The 17622-nt window shown below is 73.5% G+C and carries 11 protein-coding genes and 1 other RNA gene; 9 read left to right on the top strand and 3 right to left on the bottom strand.

Annotated elements, in window-relative coordinates; all coding sequences use genetic code 11:
• Nucleotides 1-11 precede the first annotated feature (11 nt).
• Nucleotides 12-397: a transfer-messenger RNA gene (ssrA, locus tag AWQ70_RS25760) on the top strand.
• A 215-nt stretch (nucleotides 398-612) separates the two neighbouring features.
• On the opposite strand, the gene AWQ70_RS25755 is transcribed toward ssrA, so the two are convergent.
• Together AWQ70_RS25755 and AWQ70_RS25750 are read right to left on the bottom strand one after the other, a co-directional pair.
• Nucleotides 613-1650, bottom strand: coding sequence for an adenosine deaminase (locus AWQ70_RS25755; protein WP_067180906.1), 1038 nt, complete (start codon nucleotides 1648-1650; stop codon nucleotides 613-615).
• A gap of 72 nt (nucleotides 1651-1722) precedes the next feature.
• The gene (locus AWQ70_RS25750) at nucleotides 1723-2826 is read right to left on the bottom strand and encodes a S1C family serine protease (protein ID WP_067180903.1); all 1104 of its coding nucleotides are present in this window, start codon (nucleotides 2824-2826) and stop codon (nucleotides 1723-1725) included.
• A 90-nt stretch (nucleotides 2827-2916) separates the two neighbouring features.
• Here AWQ70_RS25750 and AWQ70_RS25745 point away from each other — a divergent pair, with 90 nt between their 5' ends.
• From AWQ70_RS25745 to pgfA, 8 genes are all read left to right on the top strand, one after another.
• On the top strand, nucleotides 2917-3741 hold the full coding sequence (locus AWQ70_RS25745; RefSeq protein ID WP_067180900.1) for a hypothetical protein: 825 nt from the start codon (nucleotides 2917-2919) through the stop codon (nucleotides 3739-3741).
• A gap of 81 nt (nucleotides 3742-3822) precedes the next feature.
• Nucleotides 3823-6054, top strand: coding sequence for an acyl-CoA dehydrogenase family protein (locus tag AWQ70_RS25740; RefSeq protein WP_067180897.1), 2232 nt, complete (start codon nucleotides 3823-3825; stop codon nucleotides 6052-6054).
• 7 nt (nucleotides 6055-6061) lie between these two features.
• The gene (locus AWQ70_RS25735) at nucleotides 6062-7840 is read left to right on the top strand and encodes a hypothetical protein (protein WP_084517807.1); all 1779 of its coding nucleotides are present in this window, start codon (nucleotides 6062-6064) and stop codon (nucleotides 7838-7840) included.
• A gap of 136 nt (nucleotides 7841-7976) precedes the next feature.
• Entirely contained in the window at nucleotides 7977-8108 is a 132-nt protein-coding gene (locus AWQ70_RS42105; protein WP_281195720.1) for a hypothetical protein, read from the top strand.
• A 292-nt stretch (nucleotides 8109-8400) separates the two neighbouring features.
• Complete coding sequence (locus AWQ70_RS25730; RefSeq protein ID WP_245647148.1) at nucleotides 8401-9651, top strand: glycosyltransferase family 4 protein; 1251 nt, start codon at nucleotides 8401-8403, stop codon at nucleotides 9649-9651.
• Nucleotides 9648-13901: an alpha-(1->3)-arabinofuranosyltransferase gene (locus AWQ70_RS25725; RefSeq protein ID WP_067180894.1), complete on the top strand. Its 4254-nt coding sequence runs from the start codon at nucleotides 9648-9650 to the stop codon at nucleotides 13899-13901. The genes AWQ70_RS25730 and AWQ70_RS25725 overlap by 4 nt, the downstream gene beginning before the upstream one ends.
• A gap of 5 nt (nucleotides 13902-13906) precedes the next feature.
• On the top strand, nucleotides 13907-15784 hold the full coding sequence (locus tag AWQ70_RS25720) for a hypothetical protein (protein WP_067180891.1): 1878 nt from the start codon (nucleotides 13907-13909) through the stop codon (nucleotides 15782-15784).
• Between the two features lie 20 nt (nucleotides 15785-15804).
• Complete coding sequence (pgfA, locus tag AWQ70_RS25715) at nucleotides 15805-16797, top strand: cell envelope lipid trafficking protein PgfA (RefSeq protein WP_157530379.1); 993 nt, start codon at nucleotides 15805-15807, stop codon at nucleotides 16795-16797.
• On the opposite strand, the gene AWQ70_RS25710 is transcribed toward pgfA, so the two are convergent.
• Entirely contained in the window at nucleotides 16738-17517 is a 780-nt protein-coding gene (locus AWQ70_RS25710; protein WP_245647147.1) for a class I SAM-dependent methyltransferase, read from the bottom strand. The two genes, pgfA and AWQ70_RS25710, sit on opposite strands and share 60 nt — an antisense overlap.
• Nucleotides 17518-17622 lie beyond the last annotated feature (105 nt).

The following is a 17622-nucleotide window of genomic DNA, read 5'->3' as shown; positions in this document are numbered from 1 at the left end:
ACAACTCAACAGGGGGTGACCGGTTTCGACTTCGACATTGCAAGTCAGGGGAAGCGGGTCGAGGACTGCGGACATAACCTCGTTAACACTGTGACCGCAAACCAATAAGTGCCAATAACAAGCGCACTGAGGTCAGCCAGGGCTCCCTGGCCCTCGCCGCCTAAGCAGCGAGAGACCTCTGTCAGCCCGGGACCGCCTCCGGCCCGGACCTGACATCGCTAGGAGGCTCAACCGAGAGACCCGGTCACGGGGTCGATCGGGAAATCAAACAGTGACTGAGCCCGTCGGCGACATGCCTGTGTGATCGCCGGGGCTGAGAAAATCGCAGCAGGCTGCACCCGGAGAAGCCCTGTCTTGGTGTTGAAGGACGCGGGTTCGATTCCCGCCACCTCCACTTTGCCCGACCTGCGGTCGGCGGCCTCCGGCCGTCTTCCGCAGGTCTTTGTTTTGCCCAGGGGGCGACCCCCTGGAACCCCCGGGATGAGACCCGTGGTCGATGGCCTTGGCCGTCTTCCGCGGGTCTTTGTGCTGCCCGGGAAACCCAGGGGCAGGAGTCGCGAGGGGCGGTCGCGTCGGTGGACATCACCGGCGGGGCCGCCCCTCGGCGCGTTCTCAGCCCCCCGTCACGGCGTCCGCGACGTACGCGTCGATCTCGGCGAGCAGGGCGGCCTTGCCCTCGAAGGTGAGGAACGACGCCCGCACGGCGTTGCGGGCCAGGTCGGCCACGCCGTCCTGGTCGAGCCCGAGCAGCTCCGCCGCCACCGCGTACTCGTCGTTCAGGGTGGTGCCGAACATGGGCGGGTCGTCGGAGTTGATCGTGACGGGCACACCGGCCTTGACCAGGGTGGCGAGCGGGTGCTCGGCGAGGCTTTCGACCGCGCGGGTCCGCACGTTCGACGTGGGGCACACCTCCAGGGTGATGCCCTCGGCGACGAGGTGGTCGAGCAGGGCGGGGTCCTCGACGCTGTGCACGCCGTGCCCGATGCGCTCGGCCTTCAGCTCGCGGATCGCCTCCCAGACCGTCGCCGCGCCGGTCGTCTCGCCGGCGTGGGGCACGGAGCGCAGCCCGGCGGCTCGGGCGGCGGCGAAGTGCGGCGCGAACTGGGTGCGGGGCACCCCGATCTCCGGCCCGCCGAGGCCGAAGCTGACCAGGCCGTCCGGCCGCTGCTCCAGGGCCACCTTCAGAGTCTGGTCGGCGCCGTGGACGCCGTCCTCGCCCGGGATGTCGAAGCACCAGCGCAGGATCGTGCCGAAGTCGCGCTCGACCGCGACGCGGGCGTCCTCGATCACCTCGCAGAACTCGGCGGCGGCGAACCCCCGGGACACGTGCAGGTGCGGCGTGACCGTGAGCTCGGCGTACCTGACCCGCTGCGCGGCCAGGTCGCGACCGACGCCGTGGAAGAGCGCCCACACGTCCTCGGGGTCCCTGATCAGGTCGACGACGGCGAGGTACACCTCGATGAAGTGCGCGAAGTCGCGGAAGACGAAGTAGTCGGCGAGGAGCCCGGGGTCGGCCGGGACGGGCGTCGAGCCCTCGTGGCGCGCGGCCAGCTCGGCCACGATCTGGGGCGACGCGGAGCCCACGTGGTGAACGTGCAACTCGGCCTTGGGCAGTCCGGCGATGAAACCGGTGAGGTCAGGAGCGGTCACCGCACGACCGTAACAACGGCCGCCCGCCGCGTACCAAGTCGAAACGTCCATTCTCACACAACAATGTCAGGATCAACCGGGAAGCTGGCCCAGGGTGACCGTGACGGTGCTGGTGCGCCCGCTCGGGTACAGCAGGGTGACCTTCGCGCTGTCGCCGGGCTGGTGCCGCGCGAGCGCCTCGGACAGCGCGGTGGTGTCCGGAGTCCGGGTGTCGTCGACCTTGACGATCACGTCGCCCGGCCTGATCCCGGCCGTCTCGGCGGCGCCTCCGTTGGTGACCCTGCCGACGAGCACGCCGACCGGCGAGCCCAGCGCGTCCACGGCGGTGCCCGCCTGGATGCCGAGCCCGGCCCGGTGGCTGTTGACGACCTTGCCGTTCTTGATGATCTGGTTCGCGATGTCGGTGGCCGTGTCGCTCGGGATGGCGAAGCCGATGCCCGCGGCCGCGCCGAGCTGGGGGTCGACCGCGGCCAGGCTCGGGATGCCGACGACCCGGCCGCCCATGTCCACGAGCGCGCCGCCGCTGTTGCCCGGGTTGATCGCGGCCGAGGTCTGGATGGCGTTCGGGATCGTCGAGGTGGGCGTGCCCTGGCCGCTCGATCCGCTGACCGTGCGGCCGAGCGCGGAGACGATGCCCTCGGTGACGCTGCCGGAGTAGCCGAGCGGGTTCCCCATCGCCAGCACGATCTGGCCCACCTTGAGGTCCCCCGAGCGGCCGAAGGACGCGGGGCGCAGCCCCTGCGTGTTGTCCACCTTGATCACGGCGAGGTCGCCGGCCGGGAAGACGTTCAGCAGGCGGGCGGTGCGCTTCTTCCCGCCGGTCGCGAGGGTGACGGAGAACTTCTCCGCCCCCTGCACGACGTGGGCGTTCGTCAGGATGTGCCCGTCCGTGTCGTACACGATGCCGGAGCCGAGGCCCTCGCTGGTCGTGATCTGCACGATCGACGGCAGGACCTTCTTGATGACCTGCTCGTACGTGGTCTGCAGCCCTCCCGCGCCGCCCGTGGGCGACGGGGCCGCCGTGGGCGAGGCGGCCGGGGCCGGGCTGGACGGGCCGGGTGGCGCGGTCGCGACGGAACCTCCTGACGTGAGGCCGGCCATCGGGCTTGTACAGGCCGCGCAGGCGAGCAGCGCCATCGACGCCGCAGTGCGGGCGAGGGTGCGTGAACGTGCCATGCGCGAGCGACTACCCCCGTGGACGGAGGTATTCCCGGCCGACCATGACAATGCCCCCGCGATCGGGCGTTCGTCGCGTAATCTGCGGGCATGGCCGAGGCTGGTGAGCCGTTCACGACCCCCATGCCCCGGGTGCCGCCCGAGCCGCCCCCCGCCGCTTGGAGGCCCCGCCTCGTCTACACCGCGCTCGCGGGCGCCGGGACGGTCGTCGCCATCGTGCTGGTGTTCGCGGCGTTCTCCGGCGACCGGCCCGGGGCCGGGCCCGCGTCCCTCCACCAGGGGCGGTCGGCGAGCGCGCCCGCGACCGGTCCCGCCGCCTCCGCGTCGCCCTCGTCCTCCCCGGCGGCGGTCCGCCTGCCCCCGGTCCCGGCCGCGCTGTCCATGGTCGTCCACCCCGGGCGGGGCACCCCGGCGGCGAGCTTCGTCGTGGACGAGAGATCGGGCATCGGGTACGCGGGGTTCGGGCCGCCGTGGCGCGCCGCCGCCGACCCGGCTCCGTTCGCGTACGCGCAGCGGGCGGGGCGGGCGCTGATCGTCTCCAGCCCGATGCCGGGCGCGGTGCCGCAGTCGCTCACCACGCGGGCCGAGTACCGGAAGGTGGCGGCGCGGGCGGCCAAGTGGACGCTGCGCTTCCAGCCGGAGGGCGCCTCGCTCGCCTGGACGGCGTCGCAACCGCTGCGACGGGGGAGCGGATGGCTGCTCGGCTACCGGGTGACGTACCGGGTCGGCGGGCGTGGCCACACGTCGGAGGCGATCGTGGCGGTGGTCGGTACAAGCGGCACGAAAAGCGCGGCGAACGGTGGGGGTAGCGGCGCGGGGAAGAAACCGGCGCTGCTGTTCGCCACGGTGCCCGACACCCATCCGGGGTTGTACCGGGACCTGAACATGCTCGTCTGGACCCTTCGCCCGATGTGACCGGGATATAGCCGGAGAACAACCTTCCAGAATATGATTCTGGGAAATTCACGGTACGCGGGTTCGAGCGTGGAGGGTCAGATGGCGATCGGTCTGAGCGAGGAACACGAGGCGCTGCGCGAGTCGGTCACCCGATGGGCCGAGCGCGCCGTCCCCGCCGACGTGGTGCGGGGTGCGGTGGCGGCCGCCGGCGGCGGAGTCGAGGAGCGTCCTCCCTTCTGGTCCGGCCTGGCGGAGCAGGGACTGCTCGGGCTGCACATCCCCGAGGAGCACGGCGGGTCCGGGTACGGCCTGCTGGAGGCGGCGGTGGCGATCGAGGCGTTGTCGGAGCGGGTGGCCCCCGGCCCCATCGCCTCGACGGTGCTCGCCGGCGCGGCGATCCTGAAGGCCGACGGCAAGGCCCACGCGGAGCTGCTGCCCGGCCTCGCCGACGGCACGCTGGTCGGGGCGGTCGCGCTGACCGGCGCGATCTCCGGCGTACGCGAAGGCGGTGTGCTGACGATCAGCGGCGTCGCCGAGCCCGTGCTCGGCGCGACCCTCGCCGACGTGCTGGTGCTGCCGGTCTCGACCGACCGCGGCGAGGAGTGGGTGGCGCTGGACGCCGCGCGGGCGACCGTCACCCCGATCCCGTCGCTCGACCTCACCCGCGGCGTGGCCAAGGTCGAGGTCGATGGAGTGGCCGTGCCCGAGGAGCGCGTCCTCGACGGGCTGGAGGGTCCGGACGTCCTCAACCTGGCCGCGATCGTCCTCGGCGCCGACGCGGCGGGCGTCGCCTCGTGGTGCGTCTCGGCCGCCGCCGAGTACGCCAAGGTGCGCGTGCAGTTCGGCCGCCCGATCGGCCAGTTCCAGGGCATCAAGCACAAGATCTCGCGGATGCTGGTCGCGCTGGAGCAGGCCAGGGCCACGGTGTGGGACGCGACCCGGGCCACGGGCGAGGAGCTGGCGTACGCCGCCGCCGTCGCGGGCGTGACGGCCCCCGACGCCGCGGTGCAGTGCGCCAAGGACGCCATCCAGACGTTCGGCGGCATCGGCTACACGTTCGAACACGACGCGCACCTGTACTATCGGCGCGCGCTGAGCGTGCGGGCGCTGCTCGGGTCCTCGGCCGACTGGGCCGAGACCGTCGCCTCGCTCGCGCTCGACGGCGTCTCCCGCGAGATGGAGATCGACCTGCCCGAGGACGCGGAGCCGCTGCGCGCCGCCCTCCGCGAGGAGATCGCCCGGATCGCGGAGCTGTCCACCGAGCCGGACGGCCCCGGCGGGCGGGGCAGCGAGCAGAAGCGGGCGCTCGCCGCCGCCGGGCTCGTCCTGCCCCACCTGGCCAAGCCGTGGGGGCGCGACGCCACGCCGCTGGAGCAGGTGCTGATCCACCAGGAGCTGCGCGCGGCGAAGGTCAAGCCGCCGCAGATGATCATCGGCGCCTGGGTCGTGCCGTCCGTCGTCACGTACGGCACGCGGGAGCAGCAGGAGCGTTTCCTGCCGCCGACGCTGAGCGGCGAGATGATCTGGTGCCAGCTCTTCTCCGAGCCGGGCGCGGGCTCCGACCTCGCCTCGCTCCAGATGAAGGCGGAGAAGGTCGAGGGCGGCTGGCGGCTCAACGGCCAGAAGATCTGGACCTCCGTCGCGCACTTCGCCGAATGGGCGATCTGCATCGCCCGCTCGGACCCCTCCAAGCCCAAGCACGAGGGCATCACGTACTTCATCGTGGACATGAAGTCGCCGGGCGTGACCGTGCGGCCGCTGACCGAGATGACCGGCGAGAACCTGTTCAACGAGGTCTTCCTCGACGACGTGTTCGTGCCGGACGACCTCGTCGTGGGCGAGGTGAACGAGGGCTGGAAGGTCGCCCGCAACACGCTGTCCAACGAGCGGGTGTCGCTGTCGTCCGGCTCCGGCGGTACCGGCGCGTCGGTGCCCGACCTGCTCGGGCTGTGCCGCAGGCTCGGCCGGGAGCTGACCCCGGTGGAGCGGCAGGAACTCGCCCGCGTCGTCTGCGAGAGCCACTCGATCAACGCGCTGTCGCTGCGGGTCACGCTCAAGCAGCTCGCCGGGACCGAGCCCGGCGCGGACGCGTCGGTGCGCAAGCTGCTGTCCACCGCGCACGCCCAGAACGTGGCGCAGGTGGCGGTCGGCCTCCTCGGCGCGGCCGCGGTGACCGCGGCCGACTGGAAGCTCGGCGACGCCGGCTACTGGAACCGGGCCGTCCTCGCCACCCGCGCGATGACGATCTACGGAGGCACGACCGAGGTGCAGCTCAACATCATCGCCGAGCGGATGCTGGGCCTGCCCCGCGACCCGGAACCCGGCAGGTAACGTCCGGTTGTCCCTGCCCCGGCTCGTCCCCCTGTCCCTTCGCCGGCCGGCGGGCGTCCCTCCGCTCTCTCCCCGGCCTCCGGGCCGGGCGGGCGTCGGCGGCCGGCTCGCCCGCCTGGCCCCGGCGGCGCTCGGGCTGCTGCTCGGGATGCTCGCGCTCGGGCCCGCGCTGGGGCCGGGGTTCGTGCTGCGGTACGACATGGTGTTCGTGCCGGACCCGCCGCCGGCCTTCGGGCCGGCCCTGGGGGCCGGCGGTTTCCCGCGTGCGGTGCCGAGCGACCAGGTCGTGGCGCTGCTGTCGCTCGCGCTCCCGGCGGACATGGTGCAGAAGGCGCTGCTGCTCGGCGTCTTCGTGCTCGCGGCGTCGGGGGCGGCGGCCCTGCTGCCGGGAGAGCGTACGGCGGCGCGGCTCGCGGCGGCGGCCTTCTACGCGTGGAACGCCTATCTCGCGCAGCGGCTGCTGCTCGGCCAGTGGGCGCTGCTCCTGGGGTTCGCGGGGCTGCCCTGGGCGGTCCGCGCGGCGGCGGGCACGACGTGGCGCGCCGCCGGGTGGGGCGCCTCCACGGACGGCGCCGCCGAGGGCGGGGCCATGGGCGGTGCGGGGTGCGCCGCCGGGGGTGAGAGCTCCGGCCGGTGGTACGCCGTACGGCTGGCGGCGGCGCTCGTTCCGGCGGCGGTCGGCGGGTTCCAGGCCATGCTGGTCACCGCGATCACCGTGCTGCCCGTGGCGGCCCTTTCCGGGCCGCCACGTGTCGCGCGGGCGCGCGTGCCGGTGACCGCGCTGGTCGTCGCGGTGCTCAGCCTGCCGTGGCTGGTCCCGGCCCTGCGCTCGGACGCGGTGACCGATCCGGCGGGCGTGGAGGCGTTCGCGGCGCGGGCGGACGGCCCGTTCGGCACGCTGGGCAGCCTGCTCAGCCTCGGCGGCGTCTGGAACGCCGAGGCGGAGGTGCCGGGGCAGGGCTCATGGAGCGTCGCGGCCGTGCGTCTGGCCCTCAGCCTGGTCGCGCTGGCCGGGTTCGCCCGGTTCATCGGGTTCGCCGGGTTCACCGCGATCGCCAGGGTGCGTGAGCGGCGGGACGCCCGCGTGAATGGGCCGCGGTTCGGGCGTGGATTGGCGGCGGCGGCGGTCGTCGGCCTGGGGGTGGCCTGCCTGGGCGCGTTCGCGCCCGGCGTGCTCCGGGGGCTGATCGGGTGGTGGCCGGGGTTCGGCCCGTTCCGCGACGGCCAGCTCTTCATCGCGCCTCTCGTGTTGTGCCAGGCGCTCGGGTTCGGCTTCGCGGTGGACCGGCTGGGGCGGGTGGGCCCGGCGGCGGCGGCCGTTCCCGTGCTGGTGTTGCCCACGTTCGCCCTGGGCGCCTTCGGGCGGCTTGCGGCGGTGGACTATCCGGACGAGTGGCGCCGGGTCCAGGCCCTCGTGAACGCCGACCCCGCCCCGGGCGCGCTGGTGTCGCTGCCGTGGGGGGCGCACCGCGCGTTCGCGTGGAACGGCGGGCGGGTGATCCTCGATCCGGCCGTCAAGATGTTCGCCCGCCCGGTCCTGTGGGACGACACGCTCGTGGTCGAGCGACGGGCCGGGGGAGCGATCAGGGTCGCGCCCGAGGCTCCGGCGGCGCGCCGGATCGGCGCCCTGATCCGGGACGGGCACGGCCCGCTCACCTCGGCGCTCACCCGCGAGGGCGTGAGATTCGTTCTCATCGCGCAAGTTAATGAGAACGAGTTCTTGTCTCGGCTTCCGGGCGCGCGGCCGGTTCTCCGTGCCGGAGAGCTGCTCTTGTTGCGGCTGTGAGCTGCGATTACCCGCCAATTTGACCGGTACCAGAGGGTAACTTGCATTGTCACGGTTTGACTAACGCTCTGGCTTATGACCTGTATCACGTTCTACTCTCGGCACACTGCGTACGGATCCGGGAGGGAGAGGCACGATGTTGAAGGTGCTGGCCGCTCTGGCGGTCGGAGCGGTGCTCGCCGGCGTCGCCTCGGTGGCGGTCGTCAACGTCGCTTCGCCGACGCCAGAGCCTCCGAACAAGCCGCTCTACAACTACGGCACTCGCTGATCTTTTCGATCTCGCTGAACTAGATCACCGGATCATCCGGTTCCCGGCCTCCGGCGGGCGATGAGTTCTGTTTCGCCATGCCTTTTTCCGGCGGCCATGAAAGTCCCGCAATTCCCCGCAGATTTCCCCGTAGATTTCCCGCCTTTTCGACTTTCTCCGCAGAGCGTGGCGGAGCCGCGCGAGGAAGCAGCGCTCGGCGGCGCCGCGGCGGCAAGCAGAGCGGAGCCGTACCAGGAAGCAGCGTGCGGCGGCACCGGACAAGGAAGCCGTACCAGGAACGGGAGGAGTGATCGTGGCCGTACCGGATGTGGGCGCGAGCGGCGCCCCGTTCGCCCCCGGGCGACTCGGCGCGGCCCGTCCCCAGCTCCTCGGGACCGCCCGCGCCCCGCAGCCCTCCCTGCGCGGCGTGCGGGTGGCCGTGCTCAACTTCCGCGAACCCCTCCAGTCCGTCGCCGGAGGCGCCGAGGAGTACGCCTGGCAGGTCAGCCGCTTCCTGGTGGGCGAGGGCGCGCTGGTCCACTTCGTCACCAGCCGCGAGCCGGGGCAGCGGGCGGCCGAGCGGCGGGACGGCATCGAGCTGCGGCGGATGGGGAACCGCTACCTCGTCTACCTGCTGGTGCCGTTGTGGCTGCTGCTCAGGCGGCGCAGGTTCGACCTGGTCGTCGACTCGATGAACGGCATCCCGTTCTTCGCGCCCCTGGTCGTCGCGCGGCGCACCGCCGTCGTGTCGCTGGTCCACCACGTCCACGACCGGCAGTTCTACGCGTTCTTCCCCCGGTGGCTGGCGCGCGTCGGCTGCTTCGTCGAGGGACCGGTGGCCCGCCTGGTGTACCGGAACAGGACCACGATCACGGTCTCGGAGTCGTCGCGCGAGGAACTGCGCGCCCGGCTGCGCTGGCGGGCGCCGATCGTGATCATCCCCAACGGGAGCCCGGTCGCCCGGCCCGTCGCCGACATGCCGGTGGAGGGGGAGCCCGCCGTCGTGTACGTGGGCCGCCTCGTCGGCCACAAGCGGATCGACCGGGTCGTGGACCTCGCCGCCGATCTGCGTGAGGCGTGGCCCGGCCTCGCCGTGCACGTGGTCGGGCGCGGCCCCGAGCTGGACCGGCTCGCGCACCGGGCGGAGGAGCGGGGCGTGGCCGACCGGGTGCGCCTGCACGGATACCTGGCGGAGCCCGAGAAGAACGCCGTCATCAAGGCGGCGGTGCTCAATGTGACGGCCTCGGAGTTCGAGGGCTGGGGGCTCACGGTGATCGAGGCGGCGGCGCTCGGTGTGCCCACCGTGGCGTACGACGTGGCCGGGCTGCGCGACTCCGTCAACGACGGGGTGACGGGCTGGCTCGTACGCGAGGGCGACAGCCTGGCCGCCGTCGTCGAACACGCGCTCAAGGAGCTGGCCGACCCGGAGCGGCGTGCCCGGATCCAGGAGGCCTGCCGAAACTGGGCAAGGGAGTTCACATGGGGCAAAACCGGAGCTAGCATGGCGGATCTCATCGCCGCCGAGCTCGCCAAGAGCATCCCCCTCCACGGAGCAGCTCAGTGACCCTTGCCGGCTGGATCCGCCAGGTGGCACCCCCGGAAGTCCCCGAGAACCACCCCGGGCCCGTCCCGGAGGCGGAGTCGTACAGCGGGCGCTTCCGGCACCGGCTGCGGCTGCTCGCCGGCTGCCTGCTCCTCGTCGCGGTGGCCTTCAACACCGCCACCGAGAAGATCATCGCCGAGACCAAGCTCGACATGGCGGTCAACCCGGTCGCGTTCCTCGGCCGCGCGCTGCACCTGTGGGACGACGCCTACTTCGGCCACCTGCAGAACCAGGCGTACGGCTACCTGTTCCCGATGGGGCCCTTCTACGCGCTGTTCCTCGCGCTGGACATGCCCGCGTGGAACGTCCAGCGGCTGTGGATGTCGTTCGTGCTGTGCGCCGCCTTCCTCGGCACCGTGCAGCTCGCCCGCGCGCTGCGGATCGGCACGCCCGGCACGCGGATCCTCGCCGGACTGGCGTACGCGCTGGCCCCGCACGCGCAGGCGCTGATCGGCATCAACTCCTCGGAGTTCCTGCCGAGCGCCGTGTTGCCGTGGGTCATGCTGCCGCTGGTCAAGGGGGCGCGCGGCGAGCTGGGGCCGCGCCGGGCGGCGGCCCTGTCGGGGGTCGCGTTCCTGTTCTGCGGGGGCGTCAACGCCGCCGCCGAGCTGGCCGTGCTGATCGTCCCGTTCGTCTATCTGCTCACCCGGAGGCCGGGGCCGCGACGGCGGCGGCTGCTCGCCTGGTGGCTCGGCGTGGTCGCGGCCGCCTCCTGCTGGTGGCTGGTCCCGCTGCTGGTCATGGGCCGGTACGTCTTCTCGTTCCTGCCGTACATCGAGAACGCCGCCGCCACGACCCAGGTCACCTCGCTCACCAACACCCTGCGCGGCACGTCGAGCTGGCTCGCGTTCCTGTCGGTGGACGGCGAGCCGTGGATGGCGGCGGCCTACGAGCACGCGCTGCGCCCCTGGCTGATCGTCGTCACGGTGCTGATCACGTGCCTCGGGCTGGCCGGCCTGCTGCGACGCGACCTGCCGGAGCGTCCCTTCCTCCTGATCTCGCTGCTCGCCGGGGTGGCGATCGTGGTGGCCGGGCACGCGAGCGCGATCGCCGGGCCGCTCAACCCGCCGGTGCTCGACCTGCTCGACGGCGCGCTCGCGCCGTTCCGCAACCTGCACAAGTTCGACGCCCTGATCCGGCTGCCCATGGCGCTCGGCCTGGCCGGGCTCCTCGCCCTGGCCCGGGCCCGGTGGCGGCCCCCGCTCGCCGCGGCGAGCGGCGCGCTGGTCGCGCTCACCTGCCTGCCCGTCGCCGCCCAGGGGCTCGCCCCCACCGGCGCGTTCGCGGAGATCCCCGGCTACTGGAAGCAGGCCACCACCTGGCTGGACGAGAACGCGGGCGACGGCATGGTGCTCGCCCTGCCCGGGTCCAAGCGCGGCGAGTACCTGTGGGGCCGCCCCCTCGACGAGCCCATGCAGCCGCTGCTCACCGCCCGCTGGGCGACGCACACGATCGTGCCGTGGGGGTCGGCGGGCGTCACCCGGCTGCTCGCGGCCGTGGACGACCGCTTCTCCAGCGGCCAGGGGTCGGCCGGGCTGACCGCCACCCTGCGCAGGATCGGCGTCTCCCACCTCGTCGTACGGAACGACCTCGACCGGCGCACGATCGGCGGGGCCTGGCCGGCGCGCGTCCACCAGGCGATCGAGGACTCACCCGGCCTCACCCAGGTCGCGCGGTTCGGCCCCGGCATCGGGATCGGCCGGAACGACACCGCCTCCGGCTGGCTCGACCAGCCGTACCACGCGGTGGAGATCTACCGCGTGGAGGATCCCGCGCCGCGCGCCGGGACCGTGCCGGTCGAGGGCGCGCTGCGGGTGGGCGGCGCGCCGGAGGCCGTGCTGACCCTCGCCGAGCAGGGCCTCCTCTCCGGCGACCGCCCGGTGATCCTCGGGGACGACCCCGGCGCGCTGGAGATCCCGCCGTCCGACACGATCGTCACCGACACCCTGCGCAAGAGGGGGGTCGCGGTCAGCGACCTCAGGCAGGCCGCCACCGCCACCCTCACCCGCGACGACCCCGACCCGGGCAGCGACCTGACCGACCCGGCGTGGGAGACGTTCCAGTCGACGGCCCGGCTGTTCGAGGTCGTGGACGTGCGCGCCTCCTCGTCCGAGTCGGACGTGACCGCGATGCCGGACTCCCGCGACCCCGGGCACCAGCCCTACGCGGCGCTCGACGGCGACCGGCGTACGAGCTGGCGTTCGACCGGATGGAAGGGCGCGGTCGGCGAGTGGCTGGAGGTGCGCCTCCCCGGGCCGACCCGCCTGCAGTATGTGACGATCGCGCTCGAGCAGGCCCCGATCGGGCCGCCGCCCTCGGAGATCGAGGTGGAGACCGACGCGGGCACGCTGCGCCAGACGGTACGCGCGACGGAGGACGACCAGCGGCTCGCCGTCCCCCCGGGCGAGACGAGCCGGGTCCGGGTCCGGGTCACCAAGCTGGCCTATCCGCCGAAGACGACCCTCGGCAGCCGGGTCGGCGTCCGCGAGCTATCCGTCCCCGGGGTCACGCCGGGCCGCACGATCGTCGTCCCCGAGGTGCCCGGCGACCGGTCGGGCGAGGCCGCCGTGTCGTTCACCCGGAGCGGGGACGTGCCCGCCTGCATGCGCGGCTCGTACGTGTGGGCGTGCGCGGGGCGGCTGGAGGTGCTGGGCGAGGACGGGTACGGCTTCGACCGCTCCTACGTCTCGCAGGGCTCGGGGGACCGGGTCGTCACCGGCCAGGCCGTGCTCACCGACCGCTCGGCGATCGAGAAGCTCGCCTCGCTCCCGGGCGACCCGCTCACCGTCACGACGACCTCGACGTTCACCGGCCACCCGGCGGCGCTCGCCAGGTCGGCCTTCGACGGCGACCCCAAGACGGTCTGGTACGCGTACCCGTTCGACCGCAGGCCGTCGCTGGACGTCCGGCTGGCCCGCGCCATGACGCTGTCCCGGATCAAGGTCGTCTTCCCCGACTCCCATCTCGGGGCCCCTCCCGTACGGGTGACGTTGCGGGCGAAGGACGGCGGCGTCCGCGAGGGCTGGGTGGGGCGGGACGGCTGGGTCACCTTCCCTGCGCTCAGAACGCGCGAGCTGACCGTCGAGTTCAGCGCGCCCAGCTCGCGCTCGCTGGAGGTCGTCGACATCACGATCCCCGGCGTGCGCCCCCTCGGCGGGCTGGGCGGGTTCCCGCTGCGGCTGCCGTGCGGCTTCGGCCCGACGCTGCGGGTCAACGACGTGCCGGTGAACACCGAGATCGTCGGCGGAACGCTGGCCGACGTCCTGGCCGGCCGGGCGCTGACGTACGCCTCGTGCGAGCGAGTGAACGTGCTCCCGGGGGAGACCCGGCTGACCGCGTCCGCCGACGACCCGTACCGGATCCGGTCGGCGGTCGTGCGCGCCCCGGAGGCCGCGACCGGGGCGTCCGGCGGGACCGCCACCGTGATGCGGGCCGCCGAGGAGCGGGAGTGGACCGGCTGGGAGCGCCGGGTCCGGGTCGAGGCGGACCGGAAGAGCTACCTGGTCGTCAACGAGAACTTCAACGAGGGCTGGCACGCCTACGCCGGAGACCGCGAGCTGGCCGCGGTCCGGCTCGACGGCTGGCGGCAGGCGTGGATCCTTCCCCAGGGCACGTCGGGGACCGTCACCATGCGCTACGAGCCGGACGCCGTGTACCGCGCCGGGCTGCTGGCGGGCGGCGTCCTCGCCCTCCTCGTGGTCGCGCTCGCCCTCGTGCCCGCCCGCCGCCGCGGCCCGCTGGGAGGTCTCGTCCCACCCTCCTGCGTGCCGAGGGCCGTCCCGGCGCGGTGGCTCTGGCCGGTGGCCGCCGCGTACGGCTTCTGGACGGGCGGCGTGGCCGGGCTCGCCGTGCTGACCGCGCTGTTCGCCGCGGGCGTGTGGTTCCGCCGGGTCTCGGCCGCCGCGCATGCCAGGCGCGGTGTCCTGTTCCACGTGCTGCGTGCGCTCGCCTCGCCGCGTCTCGGGCCCGCGTCGTTCGTCCTCGCCGGGCTCAGCCTGGCGGTGGGGACGTACCTGCTCGGCGTGGAGAACGCCGCGTGGGGCCGCCCGCTCACCGATCTGGTGCCCCAGCTCCTCTGCCTGCCGCTGCTCGCCGGCCTGTTCGGGAACATCCCCGGCGTCCCGGCCGCCGTCCCGGCTCCCGCGCCGCCCGCTCCGCCGCCTCCGGTCGCGATCGGCACTCGTGATCCCAGCCTTTCGGGAGTACCGTGACAAACGTGATCACGCCCGTCGAGGGAACGGCGAAGATCCGGATCACGCTCTCGCCCGAACTCGTCTCCTTCCTCCGCGGCGCGCGTGACCTCCTCCGCCGCCACGGCCTCCTGCTCACCGCGCTCGGGCTCGTCCTGCTGCAGACCGCCTGGAAGGCGTCCGTCGTCGCCGAGGCGTACTTCAAGGAGGACGACTTCGAGTTCATGGCGCGCGCCGTGGAGAGCGGGCTCTCCTGGGACTACCTCACCCGGGTCCACTACGGCCAGTTCATGCCCGGCGGCTTCCTGCTCGCGTGGGTGACCGGCCGTCTCGCGCCGTACGACTGGGGGCTGGCGAGCGGCGCCGTGCTCGCCCTGCACGCGTGCGCGGGCCTCGCCGTCTTCCGGATGCTCCGGGTGGTGTTCGGGCCGCGGCCGGCCGTCATCGCGCCGCTGCTCGTCTTCCTCGTCGCCCCGGTGACCGTGCCCGCGCTCGCCTGGTGGGCGGCCGGGCTCAACACCGCGCCGCTGCAGATCGCGCTGCCCATGGCGGTCGCCTCCCACGTGCTGTACCTGCGCACCGGGCGCGCCCGCCACGCCGCCGCGGCCGCCTGGTGGACGTTGTTCGGGCTGGCCTTCTTCCTCAAGGCGTACGCGATCCCGCTCACGCTCTTCGCGCTGACCGCCGTCTACTTCGGCGGGCCGCGCGCCGCGCTGCGGCGGCACGCCCGGGTCTGGCTCCTGTACGGCGGGACGCTTCTCGCCTACCTCGCGCTCTACCTGTTCCGCTCGGTGGCCGCCGACGCCGAGTCCGGCCGGATCCCCGCGCCGGACGACGCGATCGGGTTCGTGTGGGAGCTGCTCGCGCACACGTTCCTGCCGACCGTCCTCGGCGGGCCGTGGAAGTGGTTCTCCGGCACCGACTGGGCGGTGACGTCGCCGCCCGGAACACTCGTCGTGCTCTCCTTCGTGGTGGCCGCCGTCCTGTTCGCCGTCACCGTCCGGTACCGCCGCCACGCGGCCGCCGCGTGGGCGCTCCTGCTGGCGTACCTCGTGGTGGCGGACATCGCGCCGCCGCTCTACGGCCGCGTCTACCTGATGGGCGCCTTCGCGGGCGCCGACTCGCGGTACGTGGCGGACGCCGTGCCGCTGCTCGCGCTCGTCGCCGCCCTCGCCGTGCTGCCGATCGTGGGCGAGGCCGAGCCGTACCGCAGGCCGCCGCCGTCCCGCGAGGTCGTGTACGGCCTCGGCGGCCTGGTGGTGGGCGGGTTCACGGTCGCCTCCCTCGCGTCCACGGCCGTGTTCGCCGGCCACCTCGGCAACGAGCGGCGCCACTCCTACCTGCGCGAGGCCGGGCGGGCGCTGGCCGCCGCGCCCGCCGACGCCGTCGTCTACGACCGCGCGGCGCCCGTCGACGTCCTGCCGCCGTCCTACCGCTCGTACGCGCTGACGTCGCGGCTGCTCGGGCCGCTCGCGACGCCCGGGCGGCGGGTGCAGATGTACCGGCCCCCGGCGTCGCCGGTCGGGCTCGTCTTCGACGACGCCGGGCGGCTGGTCCCGGTCGAGGTGAAGGGGGAGAAGACCGTGCCGACCACGCCCGACGGGTGCTGGCCGGCGTCCGGAGCCGCGGTCGAGGTGCCGCTCAGGAGGCCGGTCGCGGCGGGCTCGCCGCCCGGCTCCCCGGCGGGGACGCTGGTCCGGCTCGGCTACGCCTCGCGCGTGCCGGTCCGGGTGACGTTGTGGATCGGCGACCGGAGCACGGCGCTCGGCCTCAGGGAGGGCTTCGGGAAGGTCTTCTTCCTCGCCCCTCCCGGCGTCGACCGGGTGCTGGTGACCGACGTCCCGGCGGGCAGCGGCTTCTGCACCGGCGACGTCACCGTCGGCGAAGCCGTACCGGCGCCGTGAACCGGGCCTTCGCGGCGCTCATGAGCGCCCCCTTCGTGCGGGCGGCCGCCACGCGGCGCGCCCTGGCGCTGGTGCTGGTCGGCGCGGGCGGCTTCCTGCTGACGCTGGTGCCGCTGCTGCGCGGCTACGTGTACGACCAGGTCGTCCGCGCCCCCTTGGACCGGTCGTCGGTCACCCGCATGTACGCGAAGTCCGCGACGTTCTTCGACCCGGCGACCCAGCGGACGCGCACGGGGCCGATCGTGCTGACCCGGACGGTCACCGGCGACGCGAAGGCCGGGGACGACGACCGCGCGGTGTGGATCGAGTTCTCCTCGCTCACCACGCTCGAAGGCGACCGGATCGGCTACCACGAGCGGCGGGTCGCCTTCGACCGGCGCACCGGGGCGATCGTGAACTGCTGCGGCGAGTACGTCGACGGCGACACCTCCGCCCGGCAGGCCGGCCTGGCCTTCCGGTGGCCCCTCGGCGCGCAGGAGCGCGACTACGAGTTCTACGACGTCGAGGCGCGGCGCGCGCTCCCGGTCACGTTCGACGGCACGCAGACGCTGAACGGCACGCTCACCTACCGGTACACGCAGCGCACGCCGCCGGTGAAGATCGAGGACGTCGCGGCGCCGCTGCCCGGCCGGCTGCTCGGCCTGCCGGGCCGGCGGGACGTGCCGGTGACCCGCTGGGCGCGGACCGAGCGGACGATCTGGGTGGAACCGGTCAGCGGCGTGCCGGTCAAGACCGAGGAGCGGCTCCGCCACACCTTCCGCACCGCCGACGGCGTGGACCGGCTCGTCGCCCTCCGGGCCGACCTGCTCACCCCGGCGGAGGAGCTGGCCGGCAACCTGGCCGAGGCCGGGGCGTACTCGTCGTGGACCATGTGGATCCGCACGGTCCTCCCGATCGCGGGCGTCGCGCTCGGCGCCGCGCTGGCCGGCGCGGGGATCCTGCTGCTGCGCCGGTCAGCGCCTGCGCAGGACGAGGAGCAGGTTCCAGGTCACCACCTCGCGGACGCCCGGTAGGAGGACCACGTGCCTGGCCCACCGGGGGTGATAACGCGGGAGCGCCTCGACCAGCTCGGCGTCCCCCTCGCGGTGCTCGCGGCGGGCCCAGGCGAGCATCTCCGCCACCGTCACCGCGTACATGCTCTCGCCGTAGACGTTCTTGGGGCGCCTGCCGTGCCGGCGCTCGTAGCGGCGCGCCGCGCGGTGGCCGCCCAGGTAGTGCCACGGCGAGGTCTCGTGCCCGCCCCACGGCGAGAACCAGCTCGTGTACGAGAGGTAGACGAGCCCTCCCGGGCGGGTGACCCGCACCATCTCGGCGGCCATCGCGCGCGGATCGGGAACGTGTTCCAGCACGTTGGAGGAGAAGCAGACGTCCACCGAGCCGGTCCGCAGCGGCAGGCACAGGGCGCTGCCGAGCACCGCGCCCTCCGGCATCGCGCCGTCCCTGGCCCGCATCTCGCCCGCGTCGCAGTCCACGCAGACCGTGCGCGCGCCGGCCCGGCGCAGGGCGTCGGCGAAGTATCCCGGGCCGCCGCCGACGTCCACGACCAACGCCCCGTCCAGGCGGGTGTAGCCGCGAAGCTGGGCCACCGTGTCCGCGGCGAGCAGGCCGTAGAAGAAGTCGGGGTCGGTCTGCTCCTTGCGGAACGCGCTCAGCAGCCGGACGGAGCGGGCGACGTCGGCGCGGAACGGCGCGACCCCGGACGGATCGGGACGGAACACCTCATGGGTCTCCACGCGGCGGAGCCTACACGGTATATAGAACGTGTTGCGATATAGAACGTGTTGCATCCAATGCGATGTGATTTTCGGGGCGAATTCGAACGGCGATTTCGGCGGAAG

It is taken from the genome of Microtetraspora niveoalba (assembly GCF_001570405.1).
In the GTDB taxonomy this organism is placed as follows: domain Bacteria; phylum Actinomycetota; class Actinomycetes; order Streptosporangiales; family Streptosporangiaceae; genus Microtetraspora; species Microtetraspora niveoalba.
Note: the sequence above shows the minus strand (reverse complement) of the source record. Positions and strands in the feature narration are given on the sequence as shown.

Excerpts from the sequence above, each read along its gene's own strand:
- AWQ70_RS25740 (WP_067180897.1), top strand. The coding sequence starts at position 3,823 with ATGGCGATCGGTCTGAGCGAGGAACACGAGGCGCTGCGCGAGTCGGTC.
- AWQ70_RS25750 (WP_067180903.1), bottom strand. The coding sequence starts at position 2,826 with ATGGCACGTTCACGCACCCTCGCCCGCACTGCGGCGTCGATGGCGCTG.
- AWQ70_RS42105 (WP_281195720.1), top strand. The coding sequence starts at position 7,977 with ATGTTGAAGGTGCTGGCCGCTCTGGCGGTCGGAGCGGTGCTCGCCGGC.
- AWQ70_RS25745 (WP_067180900.1), top strand. The coding sequence starts at position 2,917 with ATGGCCGAGGCTGGTGAGCCGTTCACGACCCCCATGCCCCGGGTGCCG.
- pgfA (WP_157530379.1), top strand. The coding sequence starts at position 15,805 with ATGAGCGCCCCCTTCGTGCGGGCGGCCGCCACGCGGCGCGCCCTGGCG.